The organism is Arthrobacter gyeryongensis, from assembly GCF_039543785.1.
GTDB lineage: Bacteria > Actinomycetota > Actinomycetes > Actinomycetales > Micrococcaceae > Arthrobacter > Arthrobacter gyeryongensis.
The window spans coordinates 1-24,573 of record NZ_BAABKK010000018.1; the positions used below are offsets into that span (position 1 = coordinate 1).

Consider the following 24,573-nt stretch of genomic DNA (forward strand, 5'->3'; position numbering starts at 1 on the left):
CCGTATGCGAGGCCCGCACGTACGGTGGTGTGAGAGGAGGGCCGGGAAACCCGGCCCTCCTACTCGATGCCATTTCCGGGGTTGAGTGACTACTTCGCGACGCGCAAATTACCCGGGGATGCGCCAAATCCCTGTCGACACCTGAATACAGGTGTCGACAGGGATTTGGCGTGTCGCCCAGCTTTTGCTGTAGCGCTCGGTCCCGGGCGGGTCATGCCCATCCGTGGATCGTCTTCGCCCGGATGTGGGATTTTGCTCAATCACTCGAATGGACAAATGCCGGGCCCGCGGAATCACGGGACCGGCAACTTCGGCGAGGAGAGTGATCCAGCAGAATCCGACGGCTATTTCTCGCAGCCGATGCCGTCGCCGTCACTGTCGAGACCGTATATGTCGGTCCCGATGACCTTGACAGGGCCACGCACGTAGGCTGGCCCATTACCCTTTCCGCCCGCGCAGTCGACGTCTGAAGCGATCGGAACGCACGCCCAGGCATAGTTGGGGTCACAGCCCGACGGCGCTGCGGGGGCCGCTTGCTTTGCGGCCGCCTGTGCTGCGGCTGCTTGCGCTGCCCGTGCGGCGGCAGCTTGAGCCGCAGCCGCGTCGGCCGCTGCTTGGTCGGCTGTAGCCTTGTCTGCCGCGGCCTTGTCTGCGGCTGCCTTGTCTGCCGCCGCCTTCGCCGCCGCTGCGGTTGCTGCCGCACGTGCATCCGTCACTCGCTTGGACTCTGAGCTTTCCATCCAGAGGAGGACTCCCGCGTCCGACTTCGTGCAGATGTACACCTTCGGCGAGTAGCTCTCGGTTGCGTTTTCCGTCACGCAGGACACAGACTTCGGCGCGGTCGGCGTCGGTGTTGGTGTTGGAGTCGCCGAAGCCGAAGCCGAAGCCGAAGCCGATTGGGTGGCGCCGGCCTGCGAAATTGTTGAGCTAGCTCCGCCGCACGCGGCAAGGGAGAGCGCTGCTGCTGTTGATGTGGCGATGACAAAGACCTTGAAGCCGGCCTTGCGGGATTTCAAAAAGTCGTGCGACGCGTGCTTTATTTCCCCGTTGTTTTTTGGCGCGCGAGTATTCATTTATTGCCCCCAATGATTCAGTTTTCGACGCGAATGTCAGCAGATCCTAGCATCTGAAATGCGAGAAAAGAAGAAGTTGTCCACATAGATGGGATGGCCTCTTGACGAGGCTCTCAAGAGTGCGGCGCGGGGCCGAGATTAGAAATTATGTTCGATCTAGAAAAAGAAGATTCGAATAAATATCCACATGCGGGAGGTTCGGTCTAGAGGCGGCCACGAAACCCCCGTAGCGTCGAGAGCAACAGACCACCACCAGGAGAGCCATGGAGAAACCACTGCCAAACGTCACCTCGTTGGACGCCGGGGGAACACTGAGTTTTCATTTGCGCACACGGAGATGCGGAACAAAACCCCACGTCGGCACACGTAGACGCCTCCCGGCGCACACTGAGTTTCGCCAAAACCACACTTAGACGACGGTTTCGGACTTTACGGTTTCCCTTGGAACGAGGTTCGTCAGCGCACCCCGGGGGTTCCTTCGGAGTGCTTGGGAGTCCCCCCTGCCAACGCCCGGCTTTGGGCAGGAAACAGTTGAATCGTCTGGACCTCGCACCACCTAGGGCCGGAGAGTGCTGGATTAGCGCGTCAGAGAAAGTTGGATCGCGAGTGTTCGATCAAGAAGTTCGGCGAACGCTGGACTACGTTGCTCGCGGAATGATGGTTCGAATTGTCGGCGCGCCTGGTAGCGGCCGAACGAGTGTCGCGCAAAAAGCTATCGCCGATCTGGAAAATACCGGAGCAACGGTTTACTCCATTTCGGGACTCCGCTCACATCGCGGAATACCATTTGGTGGAATACATAGCCTGAGCCTGGATATTCGAATTGGCCAATTGGGAGTTCTCGGTGTTGCTGACACCCTGGCAAGCCGACTCTCGAGGCCAGGTGAGCGTGTCCTTGTAGTCGATGATCTCGAGTTCGTCGACACGGAGACTGTGGCGGTTCTGGACGCCGTCCGGCGACGGACAAAACGGCCCATGATCGTCACCATGAGCGAGTCTTCGATCTACTCGGTGGCACAGCCTGCGGTGCTCAGCCCCGGCCCGGAAGCCAGGGTTCACCTGAATCCGCTTCGATACGAGCAGGTGAACGAGCTCCTCACCGACAGTCTGGGAGCTCCTGCGGACGCCGACACCACTGCCCGGATCCTCACGAAATCGGCAGGGAACCCCCGGCTTGTGGTTCGCATCGCGGAAACGGCTTCCCTCAGTGGCTTGATTGTCCTCCGCCATGGGCAATGGCATATGACGGGCGAGACCCTGTGGAACGAGCACCTCCATGGCACGGTGGAATCCCTCCTCGAAGGACTTGAACCCGACGAACTCACGGGCCTTCAGGCCATGGCCATCGCCGGGACAACGCCCCTCGATGTACTGCAGCAGGTAGTCCATTCCGACGTTCTCGACAGGCTCGAACAGCGCGGCCTCATTTCCGTCATGGAAGATCTCCACAACACGGTCTGCGCTTCGATCACGCCACCGGTCCTGGCCGACTACTTCCGCGGTCAAAGGGTTCTCACAAGCAGGCGGGTCCTGAAGAGTCGAATCACCCGAGCCCTCAGCGGTTTGCCTCAGGAATCGCACGTTGACGTCAACTCGGCTGATTCGCTGATGAGGGTCCTGGCCGCCCTGCGCCTTGAACGGAGCTCAGACGCAGCCACGGCCCGCCATTTTCATGAGCAGGTTTCCGTCCTGGAGCGCCAGCGCTACGAGCTGTGGAATGCCGACAGATCGGTATCGAATGCTGTGGCCCTTCTGAAGGTCTACTGGGGTTCGCCTATTGACGCATCGAGGATTGAGCGTGTCCTTTCCCAGACCTTGACCTCGGAAGGAGAATCGTGCGATCTCCTGTTCCTGGCATTTACCAAAGCGCTTTGGGCGATCCATAAAGGCAAAGGACTGGAATCTGCAGCCGGCGCCCTCAGGAGCTTCGGGGAGGAACGTCCCAAATGGTCCGCGGAGGCCGAAGCGGCGGAGCTATTCCTCGTGGCGTCCTACGATCGAATGCCGGAGAACCTCGACGAACTCTTCGCGCGGCTGAACGATCGTCACCCTGAAAGCGGTGTCATATCCAGCATCCGAGGCATTCTGGAACTCTACCGTTTCAACCCTTCCGGCGCGCTCAAAGCCATCGACGTTTCAGGCGGGCTAAGGGGCATTCCGGGAATCGAGCCGTTCATCCGCGGAATGGCTTTGTTCACCTCGGGGCGAACCGAGGAGTCGATTGTCTTTGCGCTTGACCAGCGCACGGAAGCCCGCCGCAAGCTGGACCAATTCGGGATGGTTTCCAACACCTATGTGGCTGCCCAGGCCCTTATCTACCGCGGCTATTTCGACGACGCCGAGTACCTTATGGGCAGTGTCTTTGCCATGGGGCGGCCAGGCTTCCTGGTGGCTTCCCTCCACGACGCCATGCTCAGGCTCGCCGGGCTAAGGACCGCGACGTCCGCGATCTTGCCTGCGGCGACCCTTGCCACGCAGGCGCGGCGCGAAGGTGAAGACATCGGCCCGCTTCCCGGAACAGCGAGAGGAGTCTACGAACTCGTCGCCGCGCGGCCGCTCATCCCCGCTGTCTTCGATGGGAAAGCCGCGAAACTCATTCAACGGCAGCTCGAACGCGGCTATGTGCTCGAGGCGATCTATTCCGCGCTGTTCTTCACGTGCCTTCTCCCGGGCCGCAAAGTTCTCGAACTCCTCCGGCAGACCCTGAAAGAGTATGCCCCGTCCACTTCCCATGATCAGCTTTTGGCAATTGCCGGTGCGGTGGTGGAGGACGACTACCAAATGCTGGGCGTGCTGCTCGAGCATTACGAGCCCGACGCCGATTTCTACCAGGTACGGATGCTGCTCCGCGGTGCTTTCAAGCGGTATGCGTTCGTGGACAACACCATCGGTGCGGCCGCGATGGACCGGGCGTACTCCATGTTCGCGACACGATTTCCGTCCCCGTTTGAGCCCGTCGCGTTTAGTTCCGGAAGCTATTCGCCCCTGACTGTCCGGGAAATCGAGATAGCAGCCCTGGCCGGACATCGCTCCAACCCCGAGATCGCCGAGCACCTGCGAATCAGCATCAGGACCGTGGAAAGCCACATCTCCAACGCGTTGCGCAAGACCGGAAGCCCGTCGCGCACGGCCCTCTTTGACCTTGTCCGGGATTCTGCTCCGTTCCGCGAGAAGCGGCCTTCCGAGTGAGCCGGCAAATGGGCTTCGGTCTACAACGTTCCTCCTTCCTGCTTGAAGACGAAGGAATGCCTAACGGTTAGTTGCTCCGGAACTGTGTGGGAGATGAGAACGACCACCTTGCGCTTTGCCCACTCGCCGAGCTCGTCGATCAGGGCGTCGACGCCTCGAACGTCCATACCGTTGAAAGGCTCATCGATGGCAACCACAGGGGTATCGGCGACAGTGCACATGAGCAGCCAGAGCTTCCGGATATTGCCCGTCGACAGCATGGAAACCGGTTGCTCCACCCAGTCTTCCAGTCCATACCTGGCCAGCCGGGCGAGCCCGGCCTCCGGGCCGACCTGACGGCTACGTGCCGCAAGAGCCAGATGATCGTGAACCGTCATGGAGGGGTAGAGCGCCGGCGTCGTACGGCAGACGCTCCGCACGTGGCGCGCGTCGGGAGAGCCGGCGTCGATCCCGCAAAGACGAACGCTTCCGGCCCAAGGTTGTAGGAAGCCGCTGATGAGCTCCAGAAGAGTCGATTTCCCGCTGCCATTGCTGCCGGCTACACGGTAGAGCCCCGGCGCGTTCAGGCTGAGACTGAGTCCGTCCAGGACGGGAGAGCCTTGCCGGTAGCCGGCGGTTACAGAATCAATTTCGATTGAAGCCTCAAAAGACGTTGGTGCAGGCATACGGCGGCTCCCAGGATCAAGAGGATGGAATAGCCCAACAACAGCCCCGTGCTGAACTCAGGGCTGACAACAAGGATGAGCGAGCAAGGAGAAATCAGGAGGAGTGTGAAGAGTCCATCCATCACATCGTTGGATTTGGTGCCGTCAGTGGTGGTCGGCGGACGGGAGAGTGATTCCGCGACGACCCCGGACGCTGCGACGATCAAGCCCGCGAGGACAGCGCCAGGAACCGGAAGGTCCAGGGCGAGAAGCGCCCCTAGGAAAACAAATCCACCGATGGCCGCCCCCGCCATAACGTAAATCCCTACGAGCCGGACAACGATCGCGGCGGCGGAGAAGCCGTTCTCCCACGCAAAGCGGTAGTGGTACAGCTTCGCAGTGGGCCCGATTCGATAGAGCATCGGTTCCGTGACGCCCAAGCTCAAGAGCACGGCAATGCCAACCAAGGATTTGTGCAGCTCCCCGGAGCCGAGAGCAGACGGCAGGGGGAGAATGCCCCTCGCTCCCAGGAGGATGCCAACGACGGCGATCCAGGCGAGGACGATGGTGGCGATCAGCGAGCCCTGTTTGCTGCTCAACAGATCAGTGACAACGAATAGCCCGAAGTTTGTCACCGCTCGCTGGCTGCCGCCCCGTTCGGTGCGGAGGGAAATCCTGCGGTAGCTGAGGCGGCGCCAAGCGCGGACGCTGAGGAGGATCAATATCCCGGACGCGGCCGCCGCGAGCACACACAACGCTGGAAGGAAGCGCGACGGGTTCTCTGCGAGGCCGTCGACCCGGGAGAGCTGAGGCAGGAGAAAGCCAGTGGCAGCTCCGAGCAACAACCCGAGGATGAGAGCCAAGAGGCAATACCGCCAATGGAGTCCTATCCGTCGCGCAGGTGTTGAAGCGAAATGGAGAACACAGTAGACACACGCACAGGAGGCGAAGACCATGACTGAGACCGAAGCGGCCACGACGTCGAGGTAGCTCGACGATTCCTCGAAGAAGACCAGGAGGAATACCGCAGCCGAATACCAAAGGATGCCTGTGCGGCGGAGCGCGGGGACCAGGCCGTATCTCACCACAACCTGCGGCAGGGGAAGTTCCATCGCCCGGAATAGCTCGAGGTGCGGAGTGCCGGAGACTGCCAGCCGTCGGCTTGAAACTACCTCGGTGAGCACCGTGGCGACGGCGCAGTAGAGGATCGCGAGGAATCCCCAATTAAGCACAGCGGCCGTGTCGTGGCGGAGCGGGCCGTCGCGGAGAACAGACATTGTGGATGCGAACACCATTGTTCCGAGCAGGACCAAGGCTATCGATCCGAAGATCACGAGGGACCTGAAACCATCCAGCGTGAGAGGCAAACGCATTGCATTGACGATTTCGAACGCCCGGAAGTCCCGCAGGATTCGGTAATCGGACCGCCGGACGGACGCCGAAGGGATCCTGGCGTTCGAAACTTGGCCTTCGACGTCGACGGGAGAGACTTTGGTCGCCATCAGCGCCTAGAACTTGCTCCGCGGACTCTTCTTCTGGATTGAGTCCATGAAGGCCACAATGGTGAGGACCGCGAGTCCGAGCGCACAGACGGCGGCGACGGCCGACGTCGTTCCCTGGAATGGGACAACTATCACCGGGCTGAGGGCCGCCGCGTGCGCAAAACCGGCGACGGCGAAAACGGCCGCCTTGAGCGGTAGCCATTTCCCGGCCGGGCTGAAGGCCGCCATCAGGGGTGCGGCCACGCCGAGGACGAGAAGTACGGTGACGGTCGTGTTCTTCACGGCGAGGGGATCTATGTTCTTGAGGCCTTCCGGGGCAGGAGAAGCCCAAATCAGACCGAGGGAAATGCAGGAGAATGCAGCGACCGTGAGGCCCAGGATTCGTAGAAGAAGGCTGTAGAGCTGAGTAGTCATTGAGGATTTCTGTCCGTGAGTGGTGGTTGAGGAAGGTCAGCCGATGGCGACTATTGTTGCCAGACCAATGGCCGAAAGCACAACGAGGATCTTTCTGCCTGTGGAAAACTCGCGCCAATGTCGGTAGAAGATCGCCAGGGCAAGTACGGCCATCGAGGGGAAATAGGCCCAATATCCGGGGACGTCCCGCGGCTGGATGACGCCGAAGACCACGCTGAATAGGTTCACGGGGATCGTGGCGAGAATGGCGATCACAAAGAATGACCCGATTTTGAAGCGGCCCGCGATTACCGATTTTCCCGGGATCACTCTCTTGTCCAGGAACGCGGCGAGGGAGAAGTACAAAGCAATGATGACGGCGTAGACAAGGAAGAACAAAACAGTGCCCACCGTCATGGAGAGGCTCAGCAGTCGATCGTCCCCGATTTCCGAGCGCACGTCCGCCGGAACGTTCGCGTTGAGGTACTTCCTGGTCAGCGGAAGCCGCAGGGCCACCAAAGCCATGAGCACAATGTAGCCCGCGATCCACAGACCGCGGGATGTGGAGACCCATTCCCTGCCTCCCGTTGGCTCGGGCCGCAACTTTCCGACCTTAGCGACGCTAATGACGGTTTCGGACTCCCGGCCATCTTCCGTGCTGGTCATGAATTCCTCCTCAGGTCCTTAGCTGAATCACGATGGCCTCGATGGCAGCACCGAGGACTATCAGGGCGATGGCAATGAGCAAGGTGCCGAGGGAACGGGCCGTATCGTCGATGAAAGACCTCAGGGTTGCGGGCTCGTTCTTCATCAACAGCCTGCGAGCCAGGCCAGCGGCGGGCTGGAATCCGGCGGTCGCCGCCAGCACGAGGCCGAAGAACTCGAACGGGACGTACCAAATCACGTCGGCAACCAGGCCGGCACCGCCGACGGAGTGCACGCCGAGGGATACCGTCGCCCCGACATACAGCGCCAGGATTCCGGATCCGAGGAGCGTGGTCAGCCCAAGGGTCACGACCCCCGAATAGAGCACCAAGGCCGCGCCGACGTTCCGCCCAAGGATCTGGAGGAAGTCTTTGCTGGAGAGGGGACTCCCACCCATGTCCCTCCCGTCCCGGATCCAGGACAGGTCCACGGACGAGTAGCCGAAGACGGCTATGGCTGCCATGGCCAGGCCCGTGCTTGGGAGCAGCCATCCAGGGATGCCCCCAAGCACGCGTGCTGTCTTAGCAAGCATCGATTTAGGCGACTGCTTGCGCCCGGCCGATGCGGAAAAGGATCCCTCGAGCCGTTGCGATCAAGGCGCCGGTGATTCCTGCCCCGAATATTGTGCCGATGACAACGAGAGCCCAGCCTCCGACCTCGATGGCGTTCATGATCTGGGACGCCGCCGCGGCAGAGATGCCGAGGGACCCCGCGATCCATGAAACGGCCAAGCTCGCGCCGAAGATGCCGACCACAGCCAGCGCGGCCGCGGCCGCAGCCTGAAGGCCGGTCCTTTTCGTCATTGTTGATTCCACTACAACCCCATTTCTTGAGTAGAACGGCCAACGGTATTGCTGGCCTTGAAACGTGGTGCCCCTCCTCAAAGGAAGGCCATCCACGATTCAGATTCTCTCGGTGAAATTGGCGTCTACGTGTAAAAAACGGAAAAATCCGTGTGCCAAAGGCCGTTTCTCAGTGTGAACAAGCCGGATCTCCGTGTGCGTGCGGGCCCGTCTACGTGTTCACGGGGCAAAACACTGAGAGCCACTAGCGGCCCTTGGAACGGTCAGAAGCCGCAAGCGGCCTTCATCATGGCCGCGGCAAAGCTACCGTCGCGTAGACGGTGACTTGGCCGGAGAACCGACAATGAACGGCCGTGTGTTGAGCGGTTCGACGGGAACGACAGGAGGCTTGACGTCGGCAATCGGCTCCGAGCGCTCAGCGCGGGAGCCGGTTCCGAGCCCGCGAACCGTCCAGCCTTGCGCCCGCCATGCCGCAGCTTCCAGGACGTTCCGCGCGTCCAGCACCAGCCGGCGTCGTACGAGCGAGCCGACGGCGGCGGGTGAGAGGGCGCGGTATTCGTCCCATTCGGTGAGCAGCAGCACCAACTCAGCACCTTCGAGCGCGCGCGTGGTGGACGCTTCAAAGCGGAGCTGAGGGTAGCGCATCCACGCATTGTTGATGGCTTTGGGATCGGTCACCGTAACGTGGGCGCCGGCCGCGGCCAGTTGGAGTGCGACGTCGAGGGAGGGGGAGTCACGGATGTCGTCGGTGTCCGGTTTGAAGGCCGCGCCCAGCACGGTGACGGTGCGGCCGGACAGGAAGCCCTTGCACATTTCACGGGCGACATCCACGGCGCGGGCGCGCTGGCCCAGGTTGATGGAATCGACCACACCCATCCACTCATCGAGGGAAGGCACGGACAGCGCTTGTGCCTGCGCGCGGAACGAGCGGATGTCCTTCGGCAAGCAGCCGCCGCCGAAACCCAGGCCGGCGTGTAGGTACCGGTTGCCGATGCGCGGATCCAGGCCCATCGCCTCACTGAGCTCGGTGACGTCCGCCCCTGAGGCGTCGCAAAGTTCGGCGATGGCGTTGATGAAGCTGAGCTTCGTAGCGAGGTACGCGTTTGAGGCGGACTTGATGAGCTCGGCGGTGGCAAAGTTGCAGACAAGACGCGGGATCCCGGCGGAAATCAGCGGTTCGTAGACCGCGTCGAGCGCAGCCGTGACCGGGGCGCCGGCGGCGGAGTCCTTGCCGCCCGGCACGCCGTACACCAAACGATCCGGTACCAGGGAGTCCTTCACTGCCGTGCCTTGGCGCAGGAATTCGGGGTTCCAGCCGAGCAGGACATCGGGCCTACGGGCAAGGATGCCGCGGAGCATGTCCACTGTTCCCACAGGAACGGTGGATTTGCCGACGACGGCGGCGCCCCTCGCCAGGTGCGGGAGGAGGCTCTTCGTGGCTGCGATCACGTAGGAGAGGTCCGCGGTATCCGAGGTCTTGGACTGCGGGGTGCCCACGCAGAGGAAGTGCGTCTGGGCATCGGCGGCATCGGCGAAATCGGTGGAGAACGTGAGCCGCTTGGTAGCGAAGCCGTCCCGGAGAAGTTCATCAAGGCCGGGTTCGTGGAAGGGCGCGAAACCCTTGTTCAGGTGGGCCACCTTCTGGGCGTCGACGTCGATGCCCACCACGGTGTGGCCCATCGACGCGAGCGTTGCGGCGTGCACTGCGCCAAGATAACCGCAGCCTACAACGGAGATTTTCATGCTGGGAGTCCTTTGCTGGAAGTCACGGAAATGGTGGCAGGCTCGGCCGGCTGAAACACGGTTGCCTGAAGTTCGGTTGCCTGAAACTCGGCTGCTTGAAGTGCGGCCGGCTGATCGGAGTGGCTGGGAGCAGTGGCCGGCTCCACAAGCGCTTCACCGGAGATCACTGCCTCGTAGTGCTCAACGAGTTGGGCGCTCAGCACCGGCCACGTCCGTCCCTGGACCGAAACGAGCGCTGCCAGTCCGAACGCGCGGCGCTTCGCATCGTCGCCCACCAAGTCCTGCACGTAGGCCCGCAGCTGCGCGAGGTCTCCCGGCTCGTAAAGCCAGCCGGTGCGCGAGTTCTCCACGAGATCGAGGGGACCGCCCCGGCCGGTGGCCACGACCGGAACGCCGGACGCCATGGCTTCCTGGATCGTCTGGCAAAACGTTTCGAACTCGCCGGGATGGACGAAGAGGTCAAAGCCGGCCACAACTTGAGCCAATTCGTCGCCGCCCAGGAAGCCGGTGAAGAAGGCGTTCGGCAGTGCTGCTTCGAGGGCAGCGCGTTGCGGGCCGTCGCCCACAATGACAAGCCTTGTTCCCGGCAGATCCGCCAACACGGCAAGGTCCTCCACCTGTTTCTCGATCGCGAGACGGCCCACATAGCCGATAATGCGCTCGCCGTGGGGCGCAACGGAGGTGCGCCACGCCGTCGAGCGCTTGGTGGGGGAGAACCGCGCGGTATCCACACCGCGCCGCCACATCCCCACCCTGAGGATCCCGCGGCCGCGCAACTGGTTGAGCGCGAACGTGGACGGGACCAGTGTCCGGTCTGCACGAAGATGGATGTTGTCTACCCGGTTCCATGCCCAGTTCTCGAGCATGGGGAGGCCATACCGGGCGGCGTAGCTGGGGACCTCGGTTTGATAGATGGCAACCGTGGGGATGCCGAGCTGGTGCGCAGCCTGCACAGCCCGCCATCCGAGGACGAAAGGGGATGCGAGGTGGACGACGTCCGGTGCGTAGTCGGCAAGGATTCTCTTGACCCGGCTCACACCGCCCAACGCCACCCGCACATTTGTGTATCCGGCCAAGGGCACGGAGGGGAGGCGATGGACAAAAGCGCCGTTCACGACGTCCGAGACAGCAGTGTCCGACGTCGATGGCGCAATCACCATCACTTCGTCGCCTCGCTCTTGCAGATGCTCCAGCACCCGCAGGATGGAGTGCGTGACCCCGTTCATGAGCGGCAGGAATGATTCGGCAACGATAGCGATCCTCACCCCTCCACGGTGTGCGCGGCGGTTGGCGAAGCGGGGGAATGGGCGTGACTGCGAGGGGAAGGTTTGGTTAACAAATTGATGTTGTTTCCCCGAGTGGAGGATCCGTAGAGACGGAAAATGCGCCACTCTAGGTAATTACGGAGCTGAAAGACGGGTAGAAGTCACTCTTATTCCCTAACATCGGTCCGTTTTACGGTGACAACTGTAATGAACCTCGTGGCCATGACTTGGGCTTGTCCCGGGGCACCGGGGTATTTCGGCAAGAGGGCGATGACTGGGCGGCGCGCCGTCACACGCTGAACAGCGCTGGGTGATTCACCCTGCGCCGCCCGTATGGCCGGCCAGGCCGTTGTCTAGAATCGAGCCAGATCCTATGAAACTCTTCTACCGTACTGACCAGGTTGACCAGCACCGGACGTTCAAAGGGACGATCCCAGGTAAATGGTTCACCTGGTTCTCCACCGTTGTGGTGGTATTTGCTTTTACCGGCGTCACCGCCGGCATCACTGCACCCGCGGCCCAAGCCGCTAATCCCACCGTCGTGACCTTGACCTTTGACGACGCAAATGCCGACCAACTCAACGCCGCCCAGACCATGCAGAGCCTGGGCCTGGTGGGTACTTTCTTCACGCCGTCCGGATTCATCAACAACCCCAATTACCTGACGACGAGCGACATGCAGGGCCTCGTGGCGAATGGCAATGAGATTGCCGGCCACACTGTTACCCACCCGGACCTGACCACTGTGACGCTGGATGAGGCAACACGCCAGATTTGCAACGACAGGGTGAACCTTACAAACCTTGGATTCACGATCACTGACTTCGCGTATCCGTTCGCTGCCGAGAACGCATCCCTCGAAACCGTCGTCAAGAACTGCGGGTTCAATAGCGCCCGCAATCTTGGTGACATCAAGACGCGGTTCAGCTGCGCGGGGTGCCCGCTCGCGGAGACCATCCCCCCGGCCAACCCGTACAACACCGCGGCCCCGGATGAAGTCGACAAGACCTGGACCCTGGCGGACCTGCAAAAGTCCGTCACTCAGGCGGAGCCGGCAGGCGGGTGGGTCCAGCTCACCTTCCACCACATTTCAGCTACCAGCACGGATCCGCTGAACATCACTCCGACCCTGTTCAACCAGTTCGCCACGTGGCTCAAGTCCCGGCCCGCAACCACCACGGTCAAGACGGTGGCCCAAGTGATCGGCGGAACCGTCAAGCCGCTTGTCTCGGGACCGCCGGCGCCACCGGAGGGTACCGGCAACCTGATCAAGAACCCAAGCCTTGAAACCTTGGTCAACGGGGCTCCGCAGTGTTGGGCCGCAGCAGGCTATGGCACCAACACGGCAACGTTCTCCACCGTCAGGCAGGCACACGCAGGAAAAGTCGCCGAACAGCTCGTGGTCTCCAACTACGTCGACGGCGACGCCAAGCTTTTGCCTACCCTTGACCTAGGAGGGTGCTCACCTACAGCCACACCCGGGAACTCGTATTCCATAGGTGCCTGGTATAAATCGACCACAAGCACCCAGTTCGAGCTCTACTACCGGATCGGCGTAGGCTCCTGGAAGTATTGGACATCAAGCCCGTGGTTCTCAGCGGCCACGACCTTTCAAAAGGCCACCTGGACGACGCCTCCACTGCCCACGGGCGCGAGCGGCATCAGCTTCGGGTTGAACCTGTTCAGCAACGGCACGCTCATCACCGACGACTACGAGATGTTCGACGTCGGCACCCCGCCACCGCCTCCTCCGCCGCCACCAGCGGGCGGCAACCTGGTACAAAACCCCAGCCTTGAAACGGCCGGTACGGGCTCGTTCCCGCAGTGCTGGCAGGCGGGTGGATACGGCACCAACACCGCCACCTTCAGCACGGTTGCTACCGCGCACACCGGTACCAAAGCGGAAAAACTCACCATCACGGGATACTCCAGCGGTGATGCGAAGCTGCTGCCCACAATGGACACCAGTACCTGCCCACCTGCGGCGCTCGCAGGACACACTTACTCGGTGCGCGTTTGGTACACCTCCACAGCCGTCACACAGTTCGCTTTGTATTACCGTGACGCCTCGAACAACTGGGTGTACTGGACCTCCGGGCCGTGGCTGAATACCGCCACTACCTATACACAGGCAAGCTTCACGACGCCGGCACTTCCTGCCGGGGCCACTGCCATCAGTTTCGGGTTGAGTTTGTTCAGCAACGGATCGGTCACCACCGACGACTACGCGATGTACGACAGCGTGGGAGCTCCGCCGCTGGGCTGAGCGATCCATCAGTGACAGACAACTGAGGGCGGCCAACTAGCCGCCCTCAGTTGTCTTATCTGCCAGCCTTCAGAACGTCCGGCAACTCGTCCACGAATACTGTCCCGGGCGGCTCGTAGTAGATGACGAGCACCTCGTCACCCACATTGAAAACACTGCTCTTGTCGAATGGATACGCGTGGAAGGCGCTTGTGCCGCCGTGGAACGGCAGCATTACTTCCCCCACAGTCCCTGGCCCGATACGACCCGTGACCCTACCGATTTTGCCCGTCAGGCTCCGATCAACCTCTTTGTGCATCGGTGTCCCTACGCATCAGGGTTTTTGGTGGGCCGCTTGGGCGGTTCCTTGCCGTTCTTGAGCGCTGCTGTGATTGACGGCAGGTAGTTGCCCACCTGGGACAGGATCCCACCCACCATGCTGTTGAGGCCCTCGCCGCCGTTCAGGACCGTCAGGTTACCCACGTGGGCAAAGGGTTCAGCCGCGGCTGCCACGATCGCAGGCATGTTCTCCGCGAGCTGTTGGGAGATAACGGCCTCTTGGTTGGTTCCGAGAGCCTCGGCACGGGCCTTGATGCCGTCCGCTTCCGCCAAGGATTTGGCCTTGATGGCGGAGGCTGCGGCGTCACCCCGGGCCTTGGTGGCTGCGGCTTCGGCTTCACCGGTGATCTTCGTAGCTCCCGCAATGGCGGCGGCCGCCGTGGCGTTGGCCTGGGCTTCGACTTCCACCTTGCGGGCGTTCGCCTGGGCCTCGAGTTCCGTTCGCCGCGCCCGCGCCTCGGAAGCGCTGATGTCGGCGGCCTTTTGGGCTTCCGCCTCGGTCCGCTGCGCGTACGCCTTGGCATCGGCAGGCTTCCGGATGGACGTCTGGAGCTTCTGCTCCTCCCGGTCCGCCTCGAGCTTGGCCACTTCGGTTTCCTGGACCACCACTTGCTGGCGCGCCGTGGCGTCGGCCAACGGACCGGCCTGCGCGGCGTTGGCCTTGGCGGTTTCGGCATTGGCTTGGGCCGCTGATTGCTTGATCGCCGAAAGGCTTTGGGCGTCCGCGATCTGGGCCGCGGCCTCGGCTTCCCGCTCCGCAGCCTCGCGGTTCCTGGTCGCTTCAGCGATGCGGGCCTCCATTTTGACCTGCGCAATGTGCGGTTTGGCCAGGTTTTGGATATAGCCGGTGGGATCTTGGAGATCCTTGATCTGCAGGGAATCAACCACTAGGCCAAGCTTTTCCATTTCTATGCCGCTGGCGCTGCGGACCAACGACGCAAGTTTGTCGCGCTCACGGATGATCTCTTCCATGGTCATGCTGCCAATGATCGAGCGTAAATGCCCCTCAAAAACGTTGTAGACCTGGCTTTGCATTTTGGGCTGCTGGCCGAGAAACCTCCTCGCGGCATTCGCAATGAAAGGTGCGGCGTCACCGATTTTGTAAATAACCACGCCCTCCACGATCACCTGGATACCTTGCGAGGTCACGCAGTTGACCTGGAGTTCTGTTTCATTCAGCGTGAGGGACAAAGTCCTCACTGTTTGGAGCCCTGGAACCACCAAGGCGCCTTTCCCGGTGACGATTTTGAAATCCATTCCGTCCCTGGTGTCCAAACTTCCCCGAGTCAGACCGGAAATGATCAATGCCTCGTTTGGTTCAGCCACCTTCCACATCAATTTGATGAGAAGCCTAATGACGGCAACGGCGACAACTACCCCCAATACGGTGACAAGAAGGGGGAGATACGCAACGAGGTCGAACATGACTGTCCTTTCAACGGCAAGCACCCAAGTGGCTCGTGTAGTCAGTCTGCTTGGGTCTGCTCCAGGAGTCCAGCAATTTGGTTACCTACAATTGACACAACGGATGCTCCTAGGCGTGCGTTCCCGCGAGCGATTCAGTCCTTGCCTCTGAAGTGCCTTCCGCTGGGACAGCCGGGGCGCCGTCGCCCTCTTGGCCGTAGAGCCAGTCGTTGTACTGGAAGTCGCCGTCCTGTCGGCTCTTGAACAGCAGGTTCCGCAAGATGCGCGCGACGCCGGACACGTGCCACGACTCTCCCCAGACCCGCGCGGTGCGTTGGACACGGGCCGTGCGCGCTGCGCGGGCTGAGTTGAAATCGCCGATGGCGCGGTCCCACGCACCGGCGTCCACGCCGTCGTCGGTAAACACGGAACCGACGGTGGAGTCCTGGAGGACGGCGGCGTCTTCAAGCGCCTGGCAGGCCCCCTGTGCCAAGTACTGGAGCATGGGGTGCGCGGCATCGCCCATCAAAACAAGGCGGCCGTCGATCCAGTTCTCGATGGGATCGCGATCGTACATGGGCCAGCGGATGCCGGTCGCCAGGTTCCGGAGCGCCAGCTGTACTGCCGGAATGCAATCCTTGTAAGCAGCCTCGAGTTCGTCGACGCCGCCGTACTGCTCCTCGCCGCGCTCGAACGAGGGCGACTTGAAGACAGCCACCGTGTTGAGCAGTTCGCCTTTGCGCAGCGGGTATTGCACGAGGTGGCAGTCCGGTCCAAGGTACACGACGACGTCTTCGAGATCGGTTGCCGGGGTCTCAAGCGTGATGGGAACGGTTCCGCGGTAGGCGACGTACGACGACGAAACCGGCCCGTCCTGCGCGACGGCGGCGCGGAGCGTGGACTTCAGGCCGTCCGCGCCGATCACGACGTCGGCCTCGTAGACGTCGCCGTTTGCGGTGTGCGCCACGCCGCGGTGGTTCACGGTCTCTACCTTTTCGACGACGACGTCGTTCACCAAGCGGACACCGGCGTCCTGGCAGGCCTCCAACAGGATCCGGTGCAGGTCGCTGCGGTGGATCACCACGTACGGGGCGCCGTAGCGCTCTTCGAACTCGCCGCCGAGGGTCTGACGCGTGAGTTCCTCACCGGTGAGGGCGTCGCGGAACACCAAGTGCTTGGGCCGGACGCCGATTTCCAACGCCTTTTCCAAAAGGCCCCAACGCTTCAGGACGCGGGAGGCGTTGGGGGCCATCTGCAGTCCCGCGCCGACCTCGCCGAACTCGGGGGCCCGCTCAACCAACGTCACCTCGGCGCCGTTTGCGCGGAGGGCCAAGGCGCCGGCAAGGCCGGCCATCCCTCCGCCGACGACGAGGACTTCAGTGGACGGTTTGCGGTCAGACATTGCTAACTCCTACAGAGGTGGTGTTTTTGGATTGGATTTTGGCGGTCTTGATCTTGGCCGTTTTGATCTTCGCGCCGATCGCGCCGAGCAGGATGGCCGCGACGGCGGCGGCCCCGGCGAATGCGAGGAAGTTCGAGTTGACGCCGAGCCCGGCCGCGAGCAGCAGTCCGCCAACCTGGGGTGCGGCGACTGCGCCAATGCGGCCGACTCCGAGGGCCCAGCCGAGCGCCGTGCCCCGCAGGTGCGCCGGGTAGTGGCTGGCCACTGCCGCGATGATGAGGCACTGGGTTCCGTGGGTGCCCACCCCGGCCAGCACCAACATGACGTAGACAAGCCCCACGGGCGGACCCGCCACCAGCACGGCCAGCGCGACGGCGGCGACGGCGGCTGCCGCGATCGCCGTCGGGATCGGGCCGAAGCGGGTTCCCGCCCAAGCGGTGGCCACCGAGCCGACGACGGCACCGAGGTTGAGTGCCAGCGCGAACGTTAGGGCTGATCCGAGGTTGTAGCCAGCCAGTTGCATCAGGTTCGGCAGCCAGGTGCCCAGACCGTACCAGGCAAAGAGCGTTACGAGGGTGGAGACCGCGAACAGGAGACTCATGCCGAGGTACGGGGCCCGGAGCAAGGACTTGAAGCCGCCTGTTTGATTCGCGTTCTTGGCGGCCGGGAGGGTTGCCGGAAGCGTTTCCGGGAGCGTTTCCGGGAGCGTTTCCGGGAGGAAGCGCATGCCCAGCGGAACCACCACGAGCAGGGCCACGGCGGCCACAAGGAACATGACCGGCCACCCGAATGCGGGAATCAGCGGAATGCCAGCCAACGCGGCAATCGAGCCGCCGATCGGCACTCCGGACATCATCAGCGTTGCGATCGTGGACCGCCATTTGGCGGGGACCAGTTCCGCGACCAAGGCATTTGCCGAGGGAACAAGTCCGCCGAGGCCGATGCCGGCCAGCAAGCGCAGGCCCCCGAAGACAAGGGCATTCGGTGAGAACGCGCACAGGATGGTGAAGAGCGAAAATAGTGCGGCGCAGGCGATGATTGTCCGTCGGCGGCCCCAACTGTCTGACATCCTGCCGGCGAAGATGGCTCCGATCATCATGCCCAGGAACGCCATGGAACCGACGGTGCCGGCCGTGGCTTTGGTGAGCCCCCAGCCTGTGTCGGTGATGAGGGACGACTGCACGGTGCCGTAGACGATGAGGTCGTAGCCATCGAATACTACGAGCAGCCAGCAGACAAGCACAGCGGCGGCGGAACGCTTGGAGAACCGGGTGAAGGCCCCCGGGGAGTGGTGAACGCCGTGTTGGGTCCGCTCCGGCGCTGCAGCGGATGGTGTGTGATTCATCCCACCACTGTGTAGCCGTTGTTCGTGTAGCCCAATAGAATTCTGTGGTGCAGAATCTACCAGCCCGCAAGAAGCCGGCCTACTCCATTGAGGCCGTGGACAACGCCCTGCAACTCCTTCAGCTCCTGCGCGACGGCGGCAGCCTACGGCTCAAGGACGCCGCCGCGGAGCTGGGAGTTGCCCCTTCCACTGCCCACCGGCTGTTGGCCATGCTGGTCTACCGGGGGTTCGCCGTCCAGGACGAGACTCGCCGCTACGTTCCCGGGCCGGCCATGGGGGTTGGCCCGGCGGGACTCAGTTGGAGCCGTTTGCTGCGCACGGTGGCGCAGCCGCACATGGAACTCCTGAGTGGCCGGATCAACGAGACCGTCAATCTCATGGTTCGGGTCGGCACCAAAGTGAGGTTCCTGTCCACGGTGGAGGGGACCAACGCCTTGCGGGTAGGCGACCGTCAGGGGACGGTTCTGCCCGCGAACAAGGCCTCGGGAGGCAAGGCGCTGTTGGCAGAGCTGGAGCCCGCCATGATTGAGCAGTTGTTCCGCAGCCACAATGCGGAGATCGGCGGGGACAACATTCCCGACGCCGAATATCCGGCTTTCCTCCGCGAGCTCGAGACGATCCGGAGCAACGGATTCGCCGCGAATTTCGAAGGCACCGAGGAAGGGATCAGCGCCTTGGGCGTGGCCCTTCACAACGGACGGGGCGTTGCGGTGGGTGCCTTGAGCGTCGCGACTCCCGTGGCAAGGTTCCGCAGGCTCTTCGACGGCGGGCTCGTGGGCATCATGCGGGAAACACAGCGCCAATTGGAGATCGATATCGCAGCCAATCCGGCCGAGTCCCAGCCTTAACCCACCCAAGCCGTGACACACCCAACTAACTCGCATTTGTTGTCGTTTTGAGGGCCCATAACGACATCTACTGCGAGTTAGTTGGGCCAGTGGATTCTGGCTAGCAGAATATGCTGGAGATCACTTGGGGACCTCCCTAGGGTCTGGAGTACGCCAAAACTGTCCCGTACCCCTCGAGGAGGCCCCTGTGTCCATCAGCGCCGATAGCACAACACATGAATCAGTTGCCGCCACGCATGCGGTTCCAGAGCCCACTCCGGAGGAAGCGGCGCAGCTTGAGCAGTTGTACCGCGACTTCGAGGCCGGGAACCTAATTCCGCTCTGGACCGAGATCGCGGACCTGATGCCGATGGTGCCGTCCCCGAAGGCCATACCGCACGTGTGGCGCTGGAACGACCTGTACCCGTTGGCCGCCCGTGCCGGGGACCTTGTGCCCGTGGGCCGTGGCGGAGAACGCCGTGCCATCGCGTTGGCCAACCCCGGCCTGTCCGGCACGCCCTATGCGACACCGACGCTGTGGGCTGCCATCCAGTATCTGGGCGCGCATGAAACAGCCCCGGAGCACCGCCACTCGCAGAATGCCTTCCGGTTCGTCGTCGAGGGTGAAGGCGTCTGGACAGTTGTGAACGGGGACCCGGTGGCAATGCGCCGCGGCGATTTCCTGCTGACGCCGGGCTGGAACTTCCACGGCCACCACAACGACACCGACCAGCCGATGGCGTGGATCGACGGATTGGACATCCCGTTCGTGCATTACGCGGACGCGGGGTTCTTCGAATTCGGCACCGAACGGGTCACGGATGAGGCCACCCCGGACGTTTCGCGCTCCGAGCGACTGTGGGCCCATCCGGGCCTCCGTCCGCTGTCCGGGCTGGAGGACACCACCAACTCGCCCATCGCGGCTTATCGCTGGGAGCACACCGACGCAGCCCTGCGCGAACAATTGCTTCTCGAGGATGAAGGCCACCCGGCCACGGTGTCCCAAGGCCACGCCGCCGTGCGCTACACCAACCCGACCACTGGCGGGGACGTCATGCCGACCATCCGGGCGGAGTTCCACCGGTTGCGGGCGGGCGCTTCCACCGAGGCCTTGCGCGAAGTCGGCTCAAGCGTGTGGCAGGTCTTTGAAGGGACCGGCACCGTAGTGCTGAACGGGGAGTCCAAGGCTTTGGGGAAGGGTGATCTGTTCGTGGTCCCGTCCTGGGCCCTGTGGTCCCTTGAGGCCGAGGCTGGCTCTCAAACTTCGTTTGACCTGTTCCGCTTCAGCGATGCACCCATTTTCGAACGCCTGAATTTCAACCGCACGTACATCGAAGGACGCAACAAATGAGACTCCTCACCCTCCGCACCGAGACCGGCAAAGGCACCGTGGCTGTCCGCCAGGACGGCGACACCCTGACAGAGATCGAAGGGTTCTCCGACGTGGGCGCCCTACTGCAGGACCCCGCCTGGGCGGCCATCGCGGAGGCGGCCAACGGCGCAACGCACGCGTACGACGGAGCCGACCTCGCCGCCGTCGTGCCCTCACCGGGGAAAATCATCTGCGTCGGGCACAACTATCGCAACCACATCAAGGAGATGGGCCGGGAACTCCCCGAGTACCCCACTCTGTTCGCGAAATACCAGGAATCGCTGATCGGCCCCAACGACGATCTGGCGCTGCCGCAGGAATCGGACACCGTTGACTGGGAGGCCGAGCTCGCCGTCGTGATCGGCAGGAAGGGGCGGCGGATCAGCGAAGCCGACGCGGCCGACCACATCGCCGGGTACTCGGTGCTGAACGACATCAGCATGCGCGACTACCAGTTCCGTACCGTCCAATGGCTGCAGGGCAAAACCTGGGAAAAGTCCACCCCGTTCGGCCCCGCCCTGGTCACCAAGGACGAGTTCAAGGCCGGGCCGCTGATGACCTCCGCGGTGGACGGCGAGATCCAGCAGAGCACCCCCACCGGGGACCTCGTGTTCACCCCGGAATTCTTGGTCTCCTACATCTCGACCATCATCACGCTGAACCCGGGGGACGTCATCGCGACCGGCACGCCCGGCGGTGTGGGCCACGCCCAGAACCCGAAGCGCTACCTCCAGGAAGGCCAGCTCCTGGTCACCACCATCGAGGGCCTGGGCCAGCTGAACAACCGCGTGGTCAAGGAAGCCTGATGGTCGCCCGCCACGACCTCACCACCGATCCGGGCCTGCAGGAACAGCTCCTGCAGGCCCGGCGCGGGACCGCGTTCTTCGCCCGCAAACTCAACGAGCTCTCCGATGCCGAGCTCGACGGCGATTCGCTGCTTCCCGGCTGGCGCCGCCGTCACGTTGTAGCACACGTCGGCTATAACGCCCGGGCCATCGCCCGCTTGGTGGAGTGGGCCTCGTCCGGCGTGGAGACTCCGATGTATCCCTCTGTTGCCGCGCGGGGTGAGGAGATCAACTTCGGTGCCACCCTGTCTCCCATCGCGCTGCGGAACCTCTTCGACCATTCGGCCGTGCACTTGAGCGTTGAATGGCGGGACCTGCCCGAGGACGCATGGAGTCACGAAGTCCGCACTGCCCAAGGCCGTATTGTTCCGGCGTCGGAAACTGTGTGGATGCGCACCCGCGAAGTCTGGGTGCACGCCGTCGACCTCGACAACGGAGCATCGTTCGGCGACATACCGGCGTCGGTCCTCGAGCGGCTGCTGCGCGACATCACCTCAGCATGGGCCGTCCGGGGCACCGATGACGGGTTGTTGGTCAGAGTCGCCGGCACAGACCTCACGTTCGGCGATCTGGACGCCGCCGTCGTGGTTGCCGGGCCTCTTGCCGGCGTCGTGCAATGGGCCACCGGGCGCGGGACCGGCGGGGTGGCTGGGGGTGCTGGGCCGGTGCCGACGGCACCCAAGTGGATCTGACGGCGTCGGGCACATAGAAGGTTGGCACAGCTCCCGGCTTCTTCACCGCAGGAACTGCACCAACCGCTTGTATGACTATTCAGATTTGGCTGTAGATCCTACCCATCGGCGGCTCCTGTAATCCCGGGCTAGCTTAATCCGGGCTGTGAATGGGCTATTTTGCGTCGTCAGCCAGATGCCGTGAAAACATCCAGCCTGCGGCGACCATCAGGATGCCCAAGACAATGAACGTCCAGTTGTCGAGCGTGTTCAGCGACAGGAAGTTGGCCGCCGAATCAACCCCGACACTCAGTCCGTACACACTGAGCACGATGTACAAGGCACCGAAGCTCATCAGGATATTGCGTGCGCTATGGCCGCCCGAGCGGGACATCGCCCAGCTGGTTCCGCCGATCAGCAGCTGCACAATGTTGAGCAGCAGAGACACTTGGAACGCACCCAGGAGCATTGCGTGCGAATTTGGCCCGAAGAACTGCAATTCCCCGTACCGCATGGTGATGCCCGGAATGAATCCGAGAAGGCCCACCAGCGCCATCAGAATACCTACACCCATGCCGATGTTCTGGATGTCCGTCCGTCCAAAGTGAACACCATGTGCATGTGGGGTTGCGGTAGTCATTTATGCCCTCCATCCACCTTTGCGAACAATCCAATTTTACGTCTGGCATATGCAAAAAGCGCTGGCGACGGCGTCCCGGCGGCGGCGGCGGCGGCGTGCCCGGCGGCCCCAACGGGCCCTGCGCGCCCCCGACGCTCGCTCACATATGTCGGGTTTCCCGCTAACGCTCGCGCACATATATGACGACGGCGGTGCGGCCGGAGTGAGCGGGCGTTTGGCTTTCGTGCCCCATAGGTGAGCGGGCGTTGGCCGGGAGGGGGTTGTTGGTGAGCGGGCGTTGGCCGGGAAGGGGTTATATGTGAGCGGGCGTTGGAGGATTGGCGGGCCGCGCGGGCGCCTGCCGGGGGAGCGGGGCACGCCGTGGCACGATAGAACACGATGAAACTGCGCGCTGATCAGACCGGTAACCATGGCCTGCCCATGCCTTTGTGGCTGCAGGGTGCCCTTGAGTCGGCCCAGGCCGCTATCATCTCGGCGCTCGTGGTGGTCCTGCCGCTGATCGGAGTCTGGGCAACTGACGGATTCCAGAACCACACCATCGATTTCCTGGCACGCCTGGCCGGCCAAACCTGGCTCTTGGTCCACGGTGTGCCGCTGCAGCTTGCCACCGTCAACCTGGGAACCGCGGGTCTACCCGGTTCCGGCATGCTGTCCCTTATCCCGCTCGGACTGACTCTGGTCCCGTTCCTCCTGGCGTGGCGCGCTGGCCGCCGGCTGGCCAGGGCTTCGTACACGGACCAGCTGTGGCAGGCCTTCTTCGGGGCGTTGCTTGTTTATGGGGCGTTCGGCGCGGCTACCGGATTCGTGTGCCGCACGCAGGACGTAGTGATCAACATCTGGTTCGCTGCATTAATTCCCCTTATCCCGTTCGGCCTCGGCATGGTGGTGGGCGCCCGGCGGGAGTCCGGCTCCTGGAGCAGGCTCATTGGCGTCGACGCCGTCGATTGGCTCGCTCGCACAAGCCAACATTCCCGTTGGGCCGGGTCCTACTTCGGCTCCGCCATCAAGGCCGGATTCGTGGCAATCATGGCGGCCATGACACTCTCAGCGACGCTCCTCGCCGTCGACCTTGTCATGCACTGGACGGACATCATCGCTGTTTACGAAGGCCTGAAAGCCGGGGCCCTCGGCGGTGGCGTCCTCACCATCGCCCAGCTCGGCTATCTGCCCAATCTGGCAGTTTTCACTTTGGCTTGGTCCTCCGGCGCCGGCTTCTCGCTCGGTGTCGGCTCGCACGTCGGGCCGCTGGGCACCGCCGTCGGGCCGCTGCCCGCGATTCCTGTGTTCGGTGCACTGCCCACCGGGCAGCTCGACTTTGGCGCCGCGGCCCTTGCCCTTCCGGTGATCGCCGGTCTGTTGGCAGGCTGGTGGTTCCTGCGTGCGGGGGAGAACCACTTCGACGAATGGCTTTCCATCAAGATCAAGTCGCGCTGGTTCACGGCTCCTGTTTCCACGTTGATCCTCGGCGCGCTCATCGGGGCCGTCGCCGGGGCTTTGGCGGGAGGCCTCGCCTGGCTGGCGCGCGGTTCCGCCGGAATCGGGCGTCTCACCGAGATCGGCCCGGACCCGCGGTGGACGGCAGTCTGGATTGCCGCGGAGGTGGGGATCGGCGTCGTGATCGGTTACTGGGTGGGGCCCTGGCTCGAAAGGCGGCAGAAGCTCCACGAAGCGGATCTCGACGATGCCGTGTACGACGGCGACCGCCGCTAAGGTGCCCGCCTCACCTGGCTTGCGCCCCGGCTAGCGCAATCCGGAGGGAATGGAGTTCTGGAAATCGACCTGGCACGAGTTCTGGGCGTGGAGCGTCAGGGCGCTTCGTGCGCAGTTCTCCAAGGTGGTGATCTGCTGGAAGAAGACGAGCGCGGTGAGCACCAGCAGACACATGACGGCCGTGACCACGAGCCCGGAAATGGTGCCAAACAAGACGATGCGTGGCTGCTTGAACCGGATGGTCCGCACGAGGACCACCACTCCAAGCACCCCCGCGATGACGGTGAGGATGCCACTGAGCCAGACGTAGCTGATGTTCAGGATGTAGACGAAGATGGCGCCGAGCACAGTCAGCAGGAATGTCCTGAACAGCGTTTGGGTAACGGCAAGCGCTGATTTGGCAGCCTCGCTCTGTGGCTGATGCTGCGGGCTGGGTCCAACGCCGGAATTCATGTT

General features: G+C 62.9%; 22 protein-coding genes. 7 read left to right on the forward strand and 15 right to left on the reverse strand.

All coding sequences use genetic code 11. The features are described 5' to 3' along the window. Nucleotides 1-344: 344 nt before the first annotated feature. On the reverse strand, nt 345-1,016 hold the full coding sequence (locus ABEA18_RS14010) for a hypothetical protein (protein ID WP_345449991.1): 672 nt from the start codon (nt 1,014-1,016) through the stop codon (nt 345-347). Nucleotides 1,017-1,904: 888 nt separating this feature from the next. Here ABEA18_RS14010 and ABEA18_RS14015 point away from each other — a divergent pair. Then, nucleotides 1,905-4,262, forward strand: a complete 2,358-nt coding sequence (locus ABEA18_RS14015) for a helix-turn-helix transcriptional regulator (protein WP_345449992.1) — start codon at nt 1,905-1,907, stop codon at nt 4,260-4,262. 20 nt (nt 4,263-4,282) lie between these two features. Here ABEA18_RS14015 and ABEA18_RS14020 read toward each other — a convergent pair whose 3' ends face one another. The 8 genes from ABEA18_RS14020 to ABEA18_RS14055 all read right to left on the reverse strand — a co-directional run bounded on the left by ABEA18_RS14020 (nt 4,283) and on the right by ABEA18_RS14055 (nt 11,317). Then, nucleotides 4,283-4,927 carry an ABC transporter ATP-binding protein gene (locus tag ABEA18_RS14020; RefSeq protein ID WP_345449993.1) on the reverse strand — a complete coding sequence of 215 codons (645 nt, stop codon included), beginning with the start codon at nt 4,925-4,927 and terminating at the stop codon, nt 4,283-4,285. Further along, entirely contained in the window at nt 4,879-6,408 is a 1,530-nt protein-coding gene (locus ABEA18_RS14025) for a hypothetical protein (RefSeq protein ID WP_345449994.1), read from the reverse strand. Before ABEA18_RS14025 ends, ABEA18_RS14020 begins: the two co-directional genes overlap by 49 nt. A gap of 6 nt (nt 6,409-6,414) precedes the next feature. Beyond that, nucleotides 6,415-6,822 carry a hypothetical protein gene (locus tag ABEA18_RS14030; protein ID WP_345449995.1) on the reverse strand — a complete coding sequence of 136 codons (408 nt, stop codon included), beginning with the start codon at nt 6,820-6,822 and terminating at the stop codon, nt 6,415-6,417. A gap of 36 nt (nt 6,823-6,858) precedes the next feature. After that, nucleotides 6,859-7,467 (reverse strand): hypothetical protein, encoded by a 609-nt coding sequence (locus ABEA18_RS14035; RefSeq protein ID WP_345449996.1) that lies wholly within the window; start codon nt 7,465-7,467, stop codon nt 6,859-6,861. A gap of 10 nt (nt 7,468-7,477) precedes the next feature. Further along, complete coding sequence (locus ABEA18_RS14040; protein ID WP_345449997.1) at nt 7,478-8,038, reverse strand: stage II sporulation protein M; 561 nt, start codon at nt 8,036-8,038, stop codon at nt 7,478-7,480. Nucleotides 8,039-8,042: 4 nt separating this feature from the next. Then, nucleotides 8,043-8,309, reverse strand: coding sequence for an uberolysin/carnocyclin family circular bacteriocin (locus ABEA18_RS14045; protein WP_345449998.1), 267 nt, complete (start codon nt 8,307-8,309; stop codon nt 8,043-8,045). Nucleotides 8,310-8,612: 303 nt separating this feature from the next. Continuing rightward, nucleotides 8,613-10,052: a UDP-glucose dehydrogenase family protein gene (locus ABEA18_RS14050; RefSeq protein WP_345449999.1), complete on the reverse strand. Its 1,440-nt coding sequence runs from the start codon at nt 10,050-10,052 to the stop codon at nt 8,613-8,615. Beyond that, nucleotides 10,049-11,317 (reverse strand): glycosyltransferase family 4 protein, encoded by a 1,269-nt coding sequence (locus ABEA18_RS14055; RefSeq protein ID WP_345450000.1) that lies wholly within the window; start codon nt 11,315-11,317, stop codon nt 10,049-10,051. Before ABEA18_RS14055 ends, ABEA18_RS14050 begins: the two co-directional genes overlap by 4 nt. 373 nt (nt 11,318-11,690) lie before the next feature. On the opposite strand from ABEA18_RS14055, the gene ABEA18_RS14060 reads away from it, so the two are divergent. Further along, complete coding sequence (locus tag ABEA18_RS14060; RefSeq protein WP_345450001.1) at nt 11,691-13,583, forward strand: polysaccharide deacetylase family protein; 1,893 nt, start codon at nt 11,691-11,693, stop codon at nt 13,581-13,583. Nucleotides 13,584-13,638: 55 nt separating this feature from the next. Here ABEA18_RS14060 and ABEA18_RS14065 read toward each other — a convergent pair whose 3' ends face one another. The 4 genes from ABEA18_RS14065 to ABEA18_RS14080 form a co-directional block, all read right to left on the reverse strand. Next, the gene (locus tag ABEA18_RS14065; protein ID WP_345450002.1) at nt 13,639-13,881 is read right to left on the reverse strand and encodes a hypothetical protein; all 243 of its coding nucleotides are present in this window, start codon (nt 13,879-13,881) and stop codon (nt 13,639-13,641) included. A gap of 8 nt (nt 13,882-13,889) precedes the next feature. Continuing rightward, nucleotides 13,890-15,326, reverse strand: coding sequence for a flotillin family protein (locus ABEA18_RS14070; RefSeq protein ID WP_345450003.1), 1,437 nt, complete (start codon nt 15,324-15,326; stop codon nt 13,890-13,892). Between the two features lie 109 nt (nt 15,327-15,435). Continuing rightward, nucleotides 15,436-16,707, reverse strand: coding sequence for an FAD-dependent oxidoreductase (locus ABEA18_RS14075; RefSeq protein ID WP_345450004.1), 1,272 nt, complete (start codon nt 16,705-16,707; stop codon nt 15,436-15,438). Further along, nucleotides 16,700-18,052 carry an MFS transporter gene (locus tag ABEA18_RS14080; protein WP_345450005.1) on the reverse strand — a complete coding sequence of 451 codons (1,353 nt, stop codon included), beginning with the start codon at nt 18,050-18,052 and terminating at the stop codon, nt 16,700-16,702. The genes ABEA18_RS14075 and ABEA18_RS14080 overlap by 8 nt, the downstream gene beginning before the upstream one ends. A gap of 47 nt (nt 18,053-18,099) precedes the next feature. Here ABEA18_RS14080 and ABEA18_RS14085 point away from each other — a divergent pair, with 47 nt between their 5' ends. From ABEA18_RS14085 to ABEA18_RS14100, 4 genes are all read left to right on the forward strand, one after another. Next, nucleotides 18,100-18,900 (forward strand): IclR family transcriptional regulator, encoded by an 801-nt coding sequence (locus ABEA18_RS14085; protein ID WP_345450006.1) that lies wholly within the window; start codon nt 18,100-18,102, stop codon nt 18,898-18,900. 187 nt (nt 18,901-19,087) lie between these two features. Further along, nucleotides 19,088-20,230 (forward strand): cupin domain-containing protein, encoded by a 1,143-nt coding sequence (locus ABEA18_RS14090; protein ID WP_345450007.1) that lies wholly within the window; start codon nt 19,088-19,090, stop codon nt 20,228-20,230. Then, nucleotides 20,227-21,057, forward strand: coding sequence for a fumarylacetoacetate hydrolase family protein (locus ABEA18_RS14095; RefSeq protein ID WP_345450008.1), 831 nt, complete (start codon nt 20,227-20,229; stop codon nt 21,055-21,057). The genes ABEA18_RS14090 and ABEA18_RS14095 overlap by 4 nt, the downstream gene beginning before the upstream one ends. Further along, nucleotides 21,057-21,788, forward strand: a complete 732-nt coding sequence (locus ABEA18_RS14100; protein ID WP_345450009.1) for a maleylpyruvate isomerase family mycothiol-dependent enzyme — start codon at nt 21,057-21,059, stop codon at nt 21,786-21,788. Before ABEA18_RS14095 ends, ABEA18_RS14100 begins: the two co-directional genes overlap by 1 nt. A 154-nt stretch (nt 21,789-21,942) precedes the next feature. Here ABEA18_RS14100 and ABEA18_RS14105 read toward each other — a convergent pair whose 3' ends face one another. After that, complete coding sequence (locus ABEA18_RS14105; RefSeq protein ID WP_345450010.1) at nt 21,943-22,407, reverse strand: DUF4383 domain-containing protein; 465 nt, start codon at nt 22,405-22,407, stop codon at nt 21,943-21,945. A gap of 378 nt (nt 22,408-22,785) precedes the next feature. Here ABEA18_RS14105 and ABEA18_RS14110 point away from each other — a divergent pair, with 378 nt between their 5' ends. Beyond that, nucleotides 22,786-24,117: a cell division protein PerM gene (locus ABEA18_RS14110; RefSeq protein ID WP_345450011.1), complete on the forward strand. Its 1,332-nt coding sequence runs from the start codon at nt 22,786-22,788 to the stop codon at nt 24,115-24,117. A gap of 30 nt (nt 24,118-24,147) precedes the next feature. Here ABEA18_RS14110 and ABEA18_RS14115 read toward each other — a convergent pair whose 3' ends face one another. Next, nucleotides 24,148-24,570 carry a hypothetical protein gene (locus tag ABEA18_RS14115; protein WP_345450012.1) on the reverse strand — a complete coding sequence of 141 codons (423 nt, stop codon included), beginning with the start codon at nt 24,568-24,570 and terminating at the stop codon, nt 24,148-24,150. Nucleotides 24,571-24,573 lie beyond the last annotated feature (3 nt).